The sequence below is a fragment of the Stenotrophomonas sp. YJH_SMC_53 genome (genome assembly GCF_059369995.1).
Genome location: NZ_JCAFTF010000013.1, coordinates 82306 through 95983, shown reverse-complemented (window position 1 = coordinate 95983; position 13678 = coordinate 82306). Strand labels below are relative to the sequence as shown.

18 protein-coding genes are annotated in these 13678 nt (G+C 65.9%); 7 read left to right on the top strand and 11 right to left on the bottom strand.

Annotated elements, in window-relative coordinates:
- Positions 1-19: 19 nt before the first annotated feature.
- Entirely contained in the window at positions 20-304 is a 285-nt protein-coding gene (locus AC5P7X_RS17905) for a hypothetical protein (protein ID WP_053498999.1), read from the bottom strand.
- A 91-nt stretch (positions 305-395) separates the two neighbouring features.
- Between AC5P7X_RS17905 and AC5P7X_RS17900 the strand changes: the two genes are divergently transcribed.
- The 3 genes from AC5P7X_RS17900 (at position 396) to AC5P7X_RS17890 (ending at position 2170) form a co-directional block, all read left to right on the top strand.
- A complete protein-coding gene (locus tag AC5P7X_RS17900) occupies positions 396-812 on the top strand; it encodes a hypothetical protein (RefSeq protein WP_070490089.1) in 417 nt (138 codons plus the stop codon).
- Positions 813-881: 69 nt separating this feature from the next.
- Positions 882-1262 carry a hypothetical protein gene (locus tag AC5P7X_RS17895; RefSeq protein ID WP_070490103.1) on the top strand — a complete coding sequence of 127 codons (381 nt, stop codon included), beginning with the start codon at positions 882-884 and terminating at the stop codon, positions 1260-1262.
- Between the two features lie 32 nt (positions 1263-1294).
- Positions 1295-2170 (top strand): class I SAM-dependent methyltransferase, encoded by an 876-nt coding sequence (locus tag AC5P7X_RS17890; protein WP_206621041.1) that lies wholly within the window; start codon positions 1295-1297, stop codon positions 2168-2170.
- A 3-nt stretch (positions 2171-2173) separates the two neighbouring features.
- Here AC5P7X_RS17890 and AC5P7X_RS17885 read toward each other — a convergent pair whose 3' ends face one another.
- A complete protein-coding gene (locus tag AC5P7X_RS17885; protein ID WP_206621040.1) occupies positions 2174-3142 on the bottom strand; it encodes a polysaccharide deacetylase family protein in 969 nt (322 codons plus the stop codon).
- Between the two features lie 103 nt (positions 3143-3245).
- Complete coding sequence (locus tag AC5P7X_RS17880; RefSeq protein ID WP_171956381.1) at positions 3246-3905, bottom strand: hypothetical protein; 660 nt, start codon at positions 3903-3905, stop codon at positions 3246-3248.
- Between the two features lie 134 nt (positions 3906-4039).
- Here AC5P7X_RS17880 and AC5P7X_RS17875 point away from each other — a divergent pair, with 134 nt between their 5' ends.
- Complete coding sequence (locus tag AC5P7X_RS17875; protein ID WP_495215235.1) at positions 4040-4720, top strand: hypothetical protein; 681 nt, start codon at positions 4040-4042, stop codon at positions 4718-4720.
- Between the two features lie 110 nt (positions 4721-4830).
- On the opposite strand, the gene AC5P7X_RS17870 is transcribed toward AC5P7X_RS17875, so the two are convergent.
- Both AC5P7X_RS17870 and AC5P7X_RS17865 read right to left on the bottom strand, forming a co-directional pair.
- On the bottom strand, positions 4831-5004 hold the full coding sequence (locus AC5P7X_RS17870; RefSeq protein WP_181452208.1) for a hypothetical protein: 174 nt from the start codon (positions 5002-5004) through the stop codon (positions 4831-4833).
- 9 nt (positions 5005-5013) lie between these two features.
- Entirely contained in the window at positions 5014-5826 is an 813-nt protein-coding gene (locus AC5P7X_RS17865; protein ID WP_070490081.1) for an alpha/beta fold hydrolase, read from the bottom strand.
- 227 nt (positions 5827-6053) lie between these two features.
- Here AC5P7X_RS17865 and AC5P7X_RS17860 point away from each other — a divergent pair, with 227 nt between their 5' ends.
- A complete protein-coding gene (locus AC5P7X_RS17860) occupies positions 6054-6533 on the top strand; it encodes a nuclear transport factor 2 family protein (RefSeq protein WP_171957909.1) in 480 nt (159 codons plus the stop codon).
- A gap of 75 nt (positions 6534-6608) precedes the next feature.
- On the top strand, positions 6609-7025 hold the full coding sequence (locus AC5P7X_RS17855) for an XVIPCD domain-containing protein (RefSeq protein ID WP_171957908.1): 417 nt from the start codon (positions 6609-6611) through the stop codon (positions 7023-7025).
- Positions 7026-7088: 63 nt separating this feature from the next.
- Here the strand turns inward: AC5P7X_RS17855 and AC5P7X_RS17850 are convergent, their stop codons facing one another.
- From AC5P7X_RS17850 to AC5P7X_RS17825, 6 genes are all read right to left on the bottom strand, one after another.
- Positions 7089-7511 (bottom strand): XVIPCD domain-containing protein, encoded by a 423-nt coding sequence (locus AC5P7X_RS17850; protein WP_495215234.1) that lies wholly within the window; start codon positions 7509-7511, stop codon positions 7089-7091.
- A 290-nt stretch (positions 7512-7801) separates the two neighbouring features.
- Positions 7802-8377 (bottom strand): hypothetical protein, encoded by a 576-nt coding sequence (locus AC5P7X_RS17845; protein ID WP_253136856.1) that lies wholly within the window; start codon positions 8375-8377, stop codon positions 7802-7804.
- Positions 8378-8520: 143 nt separating this feature from the next.
- The gene (locus AC5P7X_RS17840; protein ID WP_495215233.1) at positions 8521-9666 is read right to left on the bottom strand and encodes a YncE family protein; all 1146 of its coding nucleotides are present in this window, start codon (positions 9664-9666) and stop codon (positions 8521-8523) included.
- Between the two features lie 185 nt (positions 9667-9851).
- Positions 9852-10865, bottom strand: coding sequence for an XVIPCD domain-containing protein (locus AC5P7X_RS17835; RefSeq protein ID WP_495215232.1), 1014 nt, complete (start codon positions 10863-10865; stop codon positions 9852-9854).
- 2 nt (positions 10866-10867) lie between these two features.
- Positions 10868-11503 carry a hypothetical protein gene (locus AC5P7X_RS17830; RefSeq protein WP_495215231.1) on the bottom strand — a complete coding sequence of 212 codons (636 nt, stop codon included), beginning with the start codon at positions 11501-11503 and terminating at the stop codon, positions 10868-10870.
- Positions 11500-12426: an XVIPCD domain-containing protein gene (locus AC5P7X_RS17825; RefSeq protein WP_495215230.1), complete on the bottom strand. Its 927-nt coding sequence runs from the start codon at positions 12424-12426 to the stop codon at positions 11500-11502. The genes AC5P7X_RS17830 and AC5P7X_RS17825 overlap by 4 nt, the downstream gene beginning before the upstream one ends.
- A gap of 326 nt (positions 12427-12752) precedes the next feature.
- On the opposite strand from AC5P7X_RS17825, the gene AC5P7X_RS17820 reads away from it, so the two are divergent.
- Positions 12753-13511 (top strand): hypothetical protein, encoded by a 759-nt coding sequence (locus AC5P7X_RS17820; protein ID WP_495215229.1) that lies wholly within the window; start codon positions 12753-12755, stop codon positions 13509-13511.
- Positions 13512-13678 lie beyond the last annotated feature (167 nt).

Genomic DNA, 13678 nt, shown 5'->3' with positions numbered 1-13678 from the left:
CACGGGCTCGGCTCTACAGTCAGAGCTTCAACATCATCCGCAGCAGGTACATCAGCAGCGGCAGCGCGCTCAGCACCGCACCGCCGATACCGATCCACGGCCAGCGCTCGCCGCGCACGCGCGAGGCCACCGCCAGGCCGCAACCCACCAGCGCCGCACCCAGCACGCCCACGCCCAGCCCCGCGGCCATGCCATTGCCACCCGCAGCGACCGCTGCCTGTGCCGCCACGGTGCCTGCCCCCCACCCCGCTGCAATACCCAGCCAACTGACCACGCCGCACCACGGTGCCTTGCCCTGCGCCATCCGAAAAACCCCTGTGTTCTTGCCGAATTTCTGTACGGGCCACGCCCGCATGCCGCCTACACTAGCCGCACCTGCCCTGTAGGGACATCCCATGCGCACGCTCCGCCTGCTGCTGCCCGGTGCCCTCCTGCTGCTCACTGCCTGCGGCGACGATGCACGGCTTCCCTTCTCCGCCGACCCATTGCAGGGCTGCTTCGCCACCAGCGCGCGCAAACCCGCCGACTTCCGCATCGACAAGGAAGGTGGCCAGTACTTCGTTTCCTTCAGCCGTGGCGAGCAGTGGCAGCGCGAACCCAATGCCCTGCACAAGGCCACGTCCAGCGAGATCAGCCGCTACTTCCGCGACGACGCCGACCAGATCGACAGTGCGCTTATCCGCATGGCCGGCGGCTTCGGCATCTTCCACTTCAACAGGGGCGCGACGCTGAAGGGCAAGGCCAGCGACAGCGACTACATGGCGCTGATGCTGATCGGGGCCGGGCCGGTGTATGCGGTGAAGTGCCCGTAATCCGCAACGATTCTGATAGCTGCCTGGAGCGGAGTGGGAACATCCTGTCTTCTTTGAGGATCGATGCGGATGCTGCTGTTCCTGCTGCTTGCGGCGAGCGCCCTGAAGACCCAGGGCGCCTATGACGAAGTCCGGGAACTGCCCGATGGCCAGATCCTGATAATGCGCACTCTGGATTGGGACCTCGGCGATGGCACGAAGGAGCGCGTTACCGTGCATTGGCTGCTGCAGGAGGACGGCCGCATGCGCTACGACTTCGATCGGCAGCCACCGCAAACCCAGGAGGTCCATCGCCGATCGTGCGCGCGGCAGGGCATGCAGCCGTCGCGTGGCGTCGGCATGATCGCGGGGGAAGGGACCACACACGGTTACAGCTGCACCAGCGCTAGCGTCGGGCCCACGCCCGACTCCTCCCTGCCTGCATCCACGCATGGCGTGGACCTGCTTTGACATCGGCTTGGCTCTACAACAGCTGCGGTACCATGCCCTTCCCCCGAACCGCCCCGGTACCCGCCGTGCCCCATTACACCGGCCCCCTGCTGACCCGCGACAGCGCCGATACCCTGCGCCGTGCCCATGACAAGGGCGCCGCCGACTGGCAGGGCTCGCTTGACCTCGGCCGCAGCCAGGACAGCGTGGCGCTGGATGCGGACGGCTTCCACTTCCGGGGCCAGCCCTACCCTTGGCCGGGCAAGCTGAAGGACCGCACGCTGTACTACTGGGATGGCGAGGAATTCGCGCCGATCTCGCGCTACAGCGGCTCGCTGATCAAGCTGGTGCCCACCGAATGGGGCGCACCGACCTTCGAGATCGACGGCATCAAGATGCTGCCGACCTCGAAGCTGTCGCCGTTCGAGGATGCACGCCGCAAGGTGGAGCTGGTCGCCCCGGCCGGCAAGGTCATCCTCGATACCTGCGGTGGCCTGGGCTACTTCGCCGCCTGCGCGCTGGAGGCCGGTGTCGGCCAGATCCGTTCATTCGAGAAGAACGCCGATGTGATGTGGCTGCGCACGCTCAACCCGTGGTCGCCGGATCCAGACTCGGCTGCCGCCGGTGGTCGCCTGCAGTTCAGCCACGGTGACGTCTCGCAGCAGATCGAACGGGTGGCCAGCAACAGTGTCGACGCAATCCTGCACGACCCACCGCGCTTCGGCATCGCCGGCGAGCTGTACTCGCAGGTGTTCTACGACCACCTCGCCCGCGTCATCCGCAAGGGCGGTCGCCTGTTCCATTACACCGGCGCGCCGAACAAGCTGACCAGCGGCCGCGACGTGCCGCGCGAAGTGGCCAAACGCCTGGAAAAGGCTGGTTTCAAGGCGGAACTGGCCCTCGACGGCGTGCTGGCCGTCAAGCGCTGAGCCTCACTCCGAATCAACCTTGGCCAGCTTCATCACCCACGCCGGCACCTCCGGTTCGCCGGCGTAGAAGTCCTTCGGCTTATTCTCCGCCATCGCCCAGCGATGCAGCCAGCTCGGGCCATAGCGGCCGTTGTAGCCTTCCGCACCCCGCGCATACGCCGGGTCACGCATCGCTTCGTCCAGTGAAATGAAGCGATAGCCGCGGCGCTTCGTGGCCGCCACCAGTTCGGCAAGGGTGGCCGCATTGAGCTCGTTGGCGTGCATCAGCCACACCTGCGGCAGCGCGTACCCCAGCAGCGCCTGCGACTGCTTCTCGTAGTAATCCAGCTTGTTCAGCATGTACGGCACGTAGCCCTTGCGCAGCTGCGCCAGCGTCGCGTCGCTCGCCGGCGAATCCGCCTGCTCGTTCATCACGTTGGCATAGGCGAACGCCCACACCCATTCCCCGTTGTCCACCGTCACCGGTGCCACGCGATAGCCATGCTGCTTGAAGAACGCCTCCATCTGCACGCGCTCATCCGCGGTGCGCCCGGCGCGCAGGTAGGGGTGGCGCATCCACTGTGGCGCCTGCCCCTTCTCGGCCAGCAGCGGCCGCAGCACCGTTTCGCCGCGCAGGAAATCCTTCTGGAACGCCGCCACGCCTTTCGCATTCAGATCCATGTGCGAGTACGTGTGGTTGCCCAGCACATAGCCAGCATCGCGCCAGTCGCGCAGCATCTGCACCCGCGCCGGCTGCACCTGTCCATTCACCTCAAGCTTGTTCTCATTGACGAAGCCCACCACCGGCACGCCGGCCTCGCGCAGCTGGGCCATCAACGCTTCGTGCCGCGCCTGCAGATCCGGCGGCACGATCTGGTCCAGCCGTGCCCATGGCAGATCATCGATGGTCACCGCGATACGACGGTCCACCTCGGCGGCGTGTACGGCCAGCGAATACAGCAACAACGGCAACGCACGCAGCAACAAGCGCATCGGGTCTTCCCTGGAGTGGCGAGGCGTCGACTGTAGCGCGATTGCCGCGCGCCGCCGAGCGTGCGCCCTGCATGTCTCGGATCCGGTCGGCCGCAGAGGCCCGTCAGGCCACTGCCGATCGTGCCGCCCGAACCCGCACGATCGCCCGCCACAGGGAGATGCCGCCCACCATCGTCGCCATCAGCAACGCCACCAGCACCAGCGCCAGGTCGTCCGGATTGCGCATCAGCGTTGCGTTCTCACGCGCCAGGATGTGGAACACCACGGACTGCGCCTGCACCAGCGGGGTATCGCCCTCCGCCACCAGGTCCATCAGGCATGCCGTGGGTGACAAGCGCGCCACGCTGTTCCATGCGTTCTCGTACAGGTGCAGCGTCCACCCGGCCAAGCACAGTGCGCCGCCATGCAGCAGCAGCAGCGCCACGTTCGCCGTGCGCAGCCCATCGCGCAGCCACAGCGCGCGGCTCGCGCACACCGCCATCGCACCCAGCAGCGCCAGCACGATGCCCGCCAATGGAATCCAGCTCAATGGCTGCCAGTCGTCCAATGCACCGGCGCGCGCCATCACCTGTTCGGCCATCTGCAACCGCGCCTGCTCGTCCGGGCCACCGCACGCCGCGGTGATCGGCTCCAGCAGCAGGTCGACGCGGCAATGGAAGAACCCGGAAGCCAGTGCAACGGACAGCAACGCGACCAGCTGCAGCATCAGCAGGATCGGCCCCTGCCCACAGATGCGGCGGATTCGGGAGGTGGCAGCGCTCATCGGTTCATCCATGACAGCAAAGAGCCATCCTAACCAAGCAGTTCGCACGTGTCGGCTGGCGGATGCGACACACACTACGCGGCGCCGTTACGATGGCACGGTTGTTTGAATGCGAATTTTCCTTGGTATTCCCGATGGTGATGCTGTACCTGATCGTACGAACGCTGCTGCCCCTGCTGGCATTCGTGCTCGCGTGGTGGCTGCTCGCGCGCCTGATCGACGCGCGCGCCGCCCGGCTGCCACGCGTCCCGTTGAACCTGCCGGCGCACAGCAGCAGCCCGCGCAGGAAGGATCGGCGCATCTACGCGCGCAAGCTGCAGCGCAAGCCGGGGCTGCGCACGGCGACCCGCGCCGCCGCCGCGCCGCGCAGTTGGCGCTTCGCCGCAGCTGTCCTGTCGATAGGCGTGCTGGCCGCCACTGTGGTCGCCATCCCCGATGGCGCGCGCTTCCAGGTGATGGTGGGCAATGTCGTTGGCTACCCGGGAACGATCATCGAGGTGCGGGTTCCCGCAGCAGCACAGCCTGTCGTGCTGCAGGCATGGCGCCCTGTACTGGCACGCCTGGGAAGGCCCGTAGCGATGCGCTATCCGATCGCTCGCACCGGCGGCGAGCATGAAGCCCATGCGGTCGTACCCGTGCAGGTACGGCTGCAGGGTGATCGCCTGCAGGTGGCCATCGCGCTGCCGGTAGACGCTGAAATGCTGCGCGCAGAATTGGCACGGCTGGCCGGGTTGCCAATCGAGGCCATTGACGTACAGCAACGCGAGGTTGCGCCGTGGAGGGAGGCGGACTGGCAGCCACTGCCCGGCCCTTAGAGGAGAGCCCATGCTCCGCTGCCCTTTGCCCCTTCCCCGGCTGGCACGCGCTGCGCGCGCCAGCCGAGCATCGGCTCGGCTCTACATCAAGCCCACACCCAGGTTATGGATCACGACCCACGCGGCAGCTTCGCCGCCCACATGTTGTCCACCAGGTTCGGATAGCGCCGCCCGTTCTCCTCGGCACGTTGCCGTGCCGCCGCCTTCTGCGCATCCGACAGCGGTTGCGACGTCTGGCCCTTGGGGTTGGGCTTCTTCCACGGGGGTGTCTTTGGCTCGCGCATCGCCGCAGCTTACCGCTTCAGGAAGTTCAGCAGCGCCAGATTGAAGCGGTCGGCGTGGCTGGTGTTGCAGCCGTGCGGTGCACCTTCCAGGATCACCACTTCGCTGCCCGCAATCGCCTCATGGGTGCGCTGGCCGGAGCCCTCGAACGGCACGATGGCATCGCTGTCACCGTGCAGGACCAGCGTCGGCACCGAGATCTTCTTCAGGTCATCCCGGAAATCGGTCGTAGCAAACGCCTTCATGCAGCCCAGCGCCGCCGCCTGGTCGGATTGATGGCACAGCGCGATCGCCGCCTGGCGCGTGTCTTCGGTCACCATCAACTGGCCGTTGGCGCTGAAGAAGTCGCGGGTGAAGTCATCGAAGAACGCTTCGCGGTCCTTCTCCAATCCGTTGCGCATTTCATCGGCCTTGTCCTGGGTCAGCGGCCCCTGCGGGTTGTCGTCACTACGCAGCAGGAATGGCGGCACAGCGGCCGCGAACACCACACTGTGCACGCGATCCTGGCCATGGTTGGCCACGTAGCGCGCCACCTCGCCGCCGCCCATCGAGAAACCGACCAGAGTGACGTCGTGCAGGTCATGCTCCTCGATCAGCCCCGCCAGGTCCGCCGCCAGCGTGTCGTAGTCATAACCTTCGGCCGGCTTGTCAGAGCGGCCGAAACCACGCCGGTCGTAGCTGATCACCCGATACTGGGCGTCGCGCAGGATCGCCACCTGCGTCCTCCAGGCATCGGCGGACAGCGGCCAGCCGTGGATCAGGATGACCGGGCGGCCATCGCCACCCGTGTCTTCAACGTGCAGGCGGATGCGGGAAGCAGGCATGGGCGCTCCTGTGGAAGGGAAGGAGTGCAGGCTAATGGCCGTCACCTGTGGCGGCTGTGAGGGAATCCCGGTCGCTCATGACATCCCCTGCACAGGCAACGCCCTCAAGGCTGGAACCGGGCCGCCAATATGGGCATTCATTCCGTGGCAGGGCCGTTTCGTCGGAAGCCGGCTGCAGTGGCCCAAACGCCATGCGAGCCTGCGTGAATCCTCCCTGGAGCCTCGCCATGCTGCTGCCCACCCTGACCCTGCTGGCCGCCGGCCTCGTTGTCGCGCCAGCGCCCGCCGACACCCTGCGCCTGCAGATCCGCCAGGCCGATACCCAGCTCTTCGCTGCGGCCTTCGAGGCCTGCGATGCCGACAAGGCTGCGGCGATGACGACCGACGACATGGAGTTCTTCCATGACAAGGATGGCAAGTCGGCCAGCAGCCGCGAGGACTTCCGCCACAGCGTGGCCAACCTGTGCAGCAGCGCGCGCGAGGGTGGCTGGCAGCTGCGCCGCGAGCTGGTGGAATCTTCGCTGCAGGTGTTTCCGCTGCACGATGAGCGAGCCCTGGAAATCGGCGACCACCGCTTTTACGAGCGCGGCAAGGACGGCGTGGAACGCTGGACCGGCCAGGCCCGCTTCATCCAGGTCTGGCGCCGCGTGGACGGGCACTGGCTGGCCGAACGGGTGATCAGCTACGACCATCGGCCGGCGGACTGACCTTTCCGGCGCCCTTCACCAGCCGGATCTATACTGGCGGGGTTCACCCCGCCCCACCGCTACCGTTCGATCGCCATGGCAGAGATCACCCCCAACCACCCCGACTACGGCCTCAACCAGCAGATCCGTCAGGGCGTGGCCGCACTGGACGCCCAGCATGGCCGTGCGTTCGACCAGACCAGCGAACGCCTGACCGCCAGCCTGACCGTGCTCGCCCGCGAACAGGGCCTGCAGCAGGTCGACCACGTGCTGGTCAGCAACGCCACGGCCCAGCACCCGGCCGGGCACAACATCTTCGTGGTGCAGGGCGACCCGGCCAACCCGGCGCACCTGCGCGCGATGATGCCGACCGCGGTGGCGGCGCAGACGCCGGTGGAGCAGTCGATGCAGAAGTTGGGGTTGGCCCCGCAGCAGCAGGCCGTGGGGTTAGTGCCCGAACAGCAGGCCCGTGAGCAGGAGCAGCAGCAGAACCCGGCACACCGTCTGGGCTGAGCCGCCTCCAGTGTTACTGGCGGCCCAGCGCGAGTACGTCGGCTCGCCGTGGCGCTTGCTGCGCTAGGCCATGCGCGGCCCGGACTGCTCCTGCACCTGGCGCTGCTGCAACGCGTCCTGCGTGCGCACCTGCGCAGACTGCGACAACTGCTCGGCGCGCTCGAACGAAGTTTCTGTCGGTGTCTGCGCAGCCACCGCTGTTGGCATGCCGGCGCGCAGCTGTGCCGGATCGTTGCGCTCGCCCTGCACGATGAAGATGTTCTGCGCTGCGTCAGCCTGCGCGGTGCGATCGCTCAGCAACACATGGTCGACCTGGGTCAGGCCGTTCGCTTTGGCCAGGACGTACAGGCTGGCGCTGATGTTCTCGCTGGTGGCGTCGAAGTCGCGGCCCCGCTCTGCATCAAGCCGGGCCACGCCCTGGTGGATCTGCGAGAGCAGCGGATCGTTACCGTGCCGGGCCAGACGATCACCGCTTCGTTCGCCCATGCCCTCAGCGTGAGCTCGCTGTCCGGAAACGGCGGATCAATGCTGTCCACGCCATGGATGTTGCGCAGCGGTCGGAATCCATCCTTGCCTGCCCCCTTGATGTCCAGGGGAATGCGGACATCCGGAAGAAGCTGCCCAGCAGGACCTCCCAGCGCGTTCACGTCGATACTTCTTTTCCGCTCGATACCTGCGTGGTTCAAGGCTTCCCAGGTGAAGTCCACGCAGTTGTGGCGTACGTCCTGATAGTGCTTGCTGAAGCCGAATTTCTCCGGGTCCGGTGGTGAGGTTGATTACTTTCCTGATGGTCGGGCGGCGTGTACCCGCAATTGGGCCGAGTAATGCTGCAATTCCGGCGTGGCCTGTACCGTGCGAACCTGTACGCGATAGCGGGTATCAGGCTCCACTGGCAGAGCAACCAGGCTCAGCGTGTACTGGCCGTCACTGCCCATGTGCGGCGACGTATACCGCCATTCGCTGGACGCATGCCATTCCGGAAGCGGCTCACCGGCATTGAGCACCCCGGCTTGATAGCTGTCGTAGGTGGGAACATCTTTCCAGGCATCAGCGCCCCATTGCTGCAGGGTTACCTCGAACGGGATCCTCATTGCGCCTACGTCAGGCTCGTCGGGCTTGGGCGTCTCTTGGCGCTGCAGCTCCAGCTCCACGGCGTAGGTGCGATGTGGGATGTAATTTCGCGCGTTCATCTCGAACTCGAAACTCACCCCTTGACCTGGCTGATCCACCGCGATCGGCTGGGCCAGGTCCAGTGGCTCGGGTGGGACAGGATCACGGGCGGAGCAGGCGCCCAGCCCAGCGCTCAACATGATCAACAGGCCGGCGCGCAACAAGCGGTGATTACCCAGCATGATTCAGACCCTTTGGCTCCCTGCCCTAGGGTTCAACCCTAGCGGGTTGGCGCTCGGCACTGCAACCCGGCAAAGAAAAAGGCAGGGTCGGCCCCCTGCCTTCTTCATGCGGCACGCTGCCGGGCGAGCCCGGCGTCAGCGCCTTACAGCTGAATCCGCGCCACGCTCTCGTCAGCGCCCTTGTCATCCTTCTCACCGTTCTTGATGCTCACGAACAGCACGTTGTTCTTCGCATCCAGCGCCAGGCTGTTCGGGTGGGTCGGCACCGTGTAGGTGGCCACCTTCTGGTAGCTGTCACTGTTGTATGCCGTCACCGTACCCGCTTCGCGATTGGTCACGTACAGGCGCTTACGCGGTGCATCCAGCAGGATGCCGAGCGGGCCGGCATCGGTCGGGATGCTGGCCAGTTCCTTGCCGGTGCTGCGGTCGAGCACCAGCACGCGCTGGCCAGGATGCTTGCTGACCAGGCCGCTGCTCTTGGCCTGGTAGCCACGCAGGAATTCCGAGCCCTGGTCGGTCACGAACAGGCGCTTGCCGTCCGGATCCAGCGCGATGTTCATCGGCTGCTCGGCGGCGATCCTGTGCTGCGCCACCACCTTGTTCGAATCGGTACCCACCACCACCAAGTCGGCCAGCAGGTTGCTGGTGTAGACGCGCTTGTTGGCCGCATCCAGTGCCAGGCCCGGCGCTTTCGCATTGCCCAGGCCGTCGATGGTGTTGATCACCTTCAGCGTGGTGGTATCGATCACGAACAGCACGCTGCTCACGTCCGGCTGGCTGCTGTGGCCGGTCACGTACAGGCGGTTGGCCGCGCTGTCGACCACCAGCTCGCGCAGGTCGTGGGTGTAGGCGGCCTTGCCGTCCTTGCCGGTCTTCTTCTCCATCAGCTGGAGGGTGCCGACGGCCTTGTTCTGCGCGGTGTCGACCACGGTCACCGACAGGTCCACGGTGTTGCCCACGTACAGGCGGTTGTGGGTGTCATCCAGCACCACGCCGAACGCCTTGCGCTCCAGCGGGATGCGGGTTTCCACGGCCAGCGTGGCCGGGTTCAGGCGCAGCACCTGGGCCGGGCCGGCGTCATCGCCGAAGCCGCCGGAGGAGGCCACGAACACGGCGTTCTGCTTCGGGCTGTAGGCCAGCTCGTACAGGCCCTTGGCCACGGCCTGGCGCTGTACGGCGGTGGTGGCGCTGGCGGCAGGTGCATTGTCGGCGAACGCGGAGGGCACGCCGAGACTGAGCGAAACGGCAACGGCCAGCGCGGCCGAGCGGAAAAGAGGAGTACTGAACATGCGAGCGTCCTTGAATGGGCACGGGAAGGTGTCCTGGCTCGCTGGGCCGTACTGCGACGGCCCGCCCCACATCTGTCTGCGCGGGGTGGGCTGGCTGGGGATGCGGGGGAATGGTAGCAGGTGGGGGGCGTGGCGTGCGCCGGCGCGGGCATGGCCGACGCTCGACCTCGATGCTGCGCCTGCCGCTATGCCATCCGTGGGCCGTGGCTCTGCTGAAGCTGCTGCTCCTCCTGCAAGCGCTGCGCGTCTCGCTGCGGCTCATTCTGCTGCAACTGCGCGACCCGATCGAACGAGGCCTCCACCGGTGCCTGCGCAGCCACCTCTGCCGGCATGCTGGCGCGCTGGTGTGCCGGGTCACTGCGGTTCCCCTGCACGATGAACAGCTTCGGTGCGGTATCACCGCGCTGCTCGCCCAGCACCACCTCGTCCACGCGCGAGAACTGCTGCTCCTTCGACAGCGCGAGCAGGCTGGCACTGACATTGCCGTTGCGCGCCCCGAAAGCGCCGAGGTCGGCCACCTGCTGGTGGATCTGGTTGAGGCGGGCATGATCGTCGTGCGCCGGGTCTGCGGGCGTGCCGCTTGCCGCGAGCGTACTGTTGCCGCGCCACTGCTCGCCGTTCTCGGTGAACATCCACTCGCGGAAGGTCTGCTTCGGCATCGGGTTCCACTGCACCTTGTCCAGCTCGCTGCCCTTCACCTGCTGCGGAATGGCGTTGACCGCGCGGATGTTGTCCAGGACCCTGGTAGCGCCCTCGTAGTTGCTGATCTCCCCGGCCAGCCCGACCGGGCGCAGGCCTGCGTGGTTCAGGGCACCCCAAGCGAAATCGGTGCACGCGTTGGAGAAGAAGTCGTACTCCATGTCGAAGCCGTGCTTCTTCGGGTCTGCCGAGAACTCGAGGATGCGGTCGTACTGCTCCTTGCTGATCTCGATCGTGCGCTCGAAGCGGGGCTTGTCGTAGACCAACACATCCATGTCATCGACTTTGCCCCTGTTCGGCTCGTCCTTGGTGCCTGCGTGGGTGAAACCCATGCTCTCCGGGAAGGGTTCACCCGAACGGCGCAGCGACAGGAACATGTGCCCCGCGAACGAGGGCTCCAGCAGAAACCTGTTTCCCTCAGCATCACGGCCGTAGCGCGGCGTGCCGGGGGCCGCCAGATGAATGGTTACGCTGTAGCGTTCGGCATCGTCCTTGTGCATGTTCACTTTCCTAGTGATTGATAGCCAACGATCAGTTCTGCTTTCAGGCCTTCCAGCTGGGGCCGATCCTCCACAAGGTCGACCCGCAGAACGTAGCGCCCGGGTGCAATGCCTCCGACCTGCGCCAACTGCAACGTGCGATAGAGCACCTCTTCAGAGTACAACCCGGCCTCGGCCAAGCTGTTGATGTCCACGCTCCCCGTCGTCAGGTCTGTTACCACGCCATCCTCCCCGATTTTCTGAGAATCGCGTCCATCGCGAGTACGCTGCCAGAGCTGCACAGGACCAGGTGCACCGCCATCAATACGCTCCAGGCGCAGCCGCGTTGGCAGCCGTCCGTGAGTGATCTTCTCCGAAGCATCCAGCAGCTGTCGCGCGTCGGTATCCTGCAGCCGCAACCCGATGTTCAGGATCGGAATGGCCGGCTTCTGGGGCGCCGGCAAATCAAACGTGACCTCGGCAATCCGACCGGCCTTCTGCAACTGCACGACCCGCGTGAACGGCACAACCGTGCGCACCTCGGCCTGAGCGCGCGTCAGCAGGGGCGGCGCAACCTCTGGCGCAGGTGACGCACGGCATGCCGCCAGCGCGGCCAGCACCGCCAGTACCACCAGCCCCCGCCGAACTGGACGCGTCATTGCTCCTTCAACCGCAGCGAATCGGCCACATCGGTCTTGGCCGCCACCTCGGTGGCGATGCTGGCGCGGCGGTGCCCCGGGTCGTTGCGGTCGCCCTGCACGATGAAGATGCTCTCGGCGGCATGGCTGTTCTGGGTCGGCCGGCTGAGCAGCACGTGGTCCACGCGCGAGAGGTTGTTCTGCTTGGCCAGCACCAGCAGGCTGGCGCTGATGCGCTGGCTGGCTGCATCGAACGGGCGGCCGTGCGCGGCGTCCAGCTCGGCCACTTTCTGGATCAGCTGCGAGAACAGGCGATGGTCGGGATGCGAAGGGTCCAACAGCGTGCCGGCCACTTCAATCGGCGTCGGCGGCGGCTCATCGCTGGCGCGGTCGCGCTGGCGATGATGCTCGGCCTCGCGCTCGGGCATCGCATGATGGGTTTCGGCATTCAGATCGCTGCCCGGGAACGGCGCGGCAATGCACTGGATTTCCGGCAGGTTGAACAGCACCGCGAACTCGCCCAGGTTGCTGCCGCCATCCAGCGTCGCCGGCAGTGGATGCAGGCCAGCGTAGTGCAGCGCCGCCCAGACGAAATCGCTGCAGCGGTTGATGGTGGCCGGGCGGTCCACATCGAATTCGAACTCGGCCGGTTCCTCGGCGAAATCACGCAGGCAGCCGTAGTGCTCTTCGGTGATTTCCAGGGTGCGGCTGTAGTACGGGTCCAGATGCTCGTCGGCATCGTCGTGGCGCACCTGCGCGTACTGCACGCCGGTGCGGGTTTCGCCCGGCACCTGGCGTGGCGGTGCGAAGCCGTAGCTGTGGGCCTCATCGCCCGCCACAACCTGCAGGTACATATGGCCGCGCGGCGAGATGCCCCCACTTTTCAGCGGGGTGCCGGGCGCGGCCAGATAAAGGGTTACGGTGTAGCGTGTTGCCTGCTCCATGCCTGTTCAGCCTTGATGGGTGCTGCGGTCCTGGGCGGATGATGGCATAGGTGGGATGGGAGGCAGGTAGAGGAATTGAGGACGCCGATCGCGACTTGATGAATATGTGAGCCAGCGTGCAGTACTGGACCCGGGCGTGAGCAAGGTTCCGGCAACGACTGGAGCTTGCCATTCCACCGATCTATAGTCGTTCCGATCATGCAAGGGAATCGCCCATGAGCAGAGCACCGGCTTGCCGGCTTGCCTACTTCGCCCTGGTGACCGTGCTCAGCACCACCGCCTGCGCGAAAGCCCCATCCACGGAAACGGGCCCGAACGAACCCCCCATGTCCGAAGCCGCAACCAGCCCCCGTACGGTGGGTGGACATACCTATACAACGGAGCCCGTAGAGGCACGAGTGGGCCCGCACCGCTTCATGTTCCCGGCCAACCTCTACTACAACCAGACGGGCCCCCTGGCCGATGGTGGCGTCATGCTCACCGTGTTCTGGCCGGATTTCGATGCAGCGCCTCCCGGTGATCGCCCGGTGCGCAGCACGCAGGACAGCCGACGGCAGGTGCTGGTCGAGCTTAGATACATCGATCGCGTTCCCATCCAGAACTATCTGGCACGTCGGTCCAGTAGCGAAGCCACCAGCGCGCCGGGATCACTGGAGCGAAGGGACCCGGTAGAGAACCTTGCGCTGCGCGTTGCACAACCCGAGCGCTGGGGTCTGACGCCGTATGCGATTGACCCATCGTTGATGGCAGCCTATGCAAAGGACTCGGAGGCTGCGCTGGGCAGGCCTTACGTGCACAACCCGGGAATGGAGCCAGACTGGTATGCGGCCCGCTCGGTGGAGGGCCAACTGACAACGTTCATCAGCTGCGACCCGGCAGACCGCATTCCTGACGGACTTGTAGCTCAGGGAAAGACACTTGAACGCGCCGGCGAAGGCCAGATCGCAATGTGCCGCCATTCCATCGTGGACGTGGGCGACAGCATCGCCATCGAGATGAACTATGCACGCGTCATGCTGAGCGACTGGCAGCGCCTGGAAACCAGCGTTCGTGATCTTCTGGAACGATATCGCGTTCAGCCGTGAACGATGGAGGTCCGGGCGCTCTTCATTCGGGTCGAACAGTACCTTCAACACCGTCAGGGACTCACCGATGGGCATCACAACGAAGGAGGCTTCGGCTTTGCTCTACGCCATCATGACCAGATTGCTTCGGCCGCAGCTACCTCGAGCTATGCCGCGCGCAGCTCACA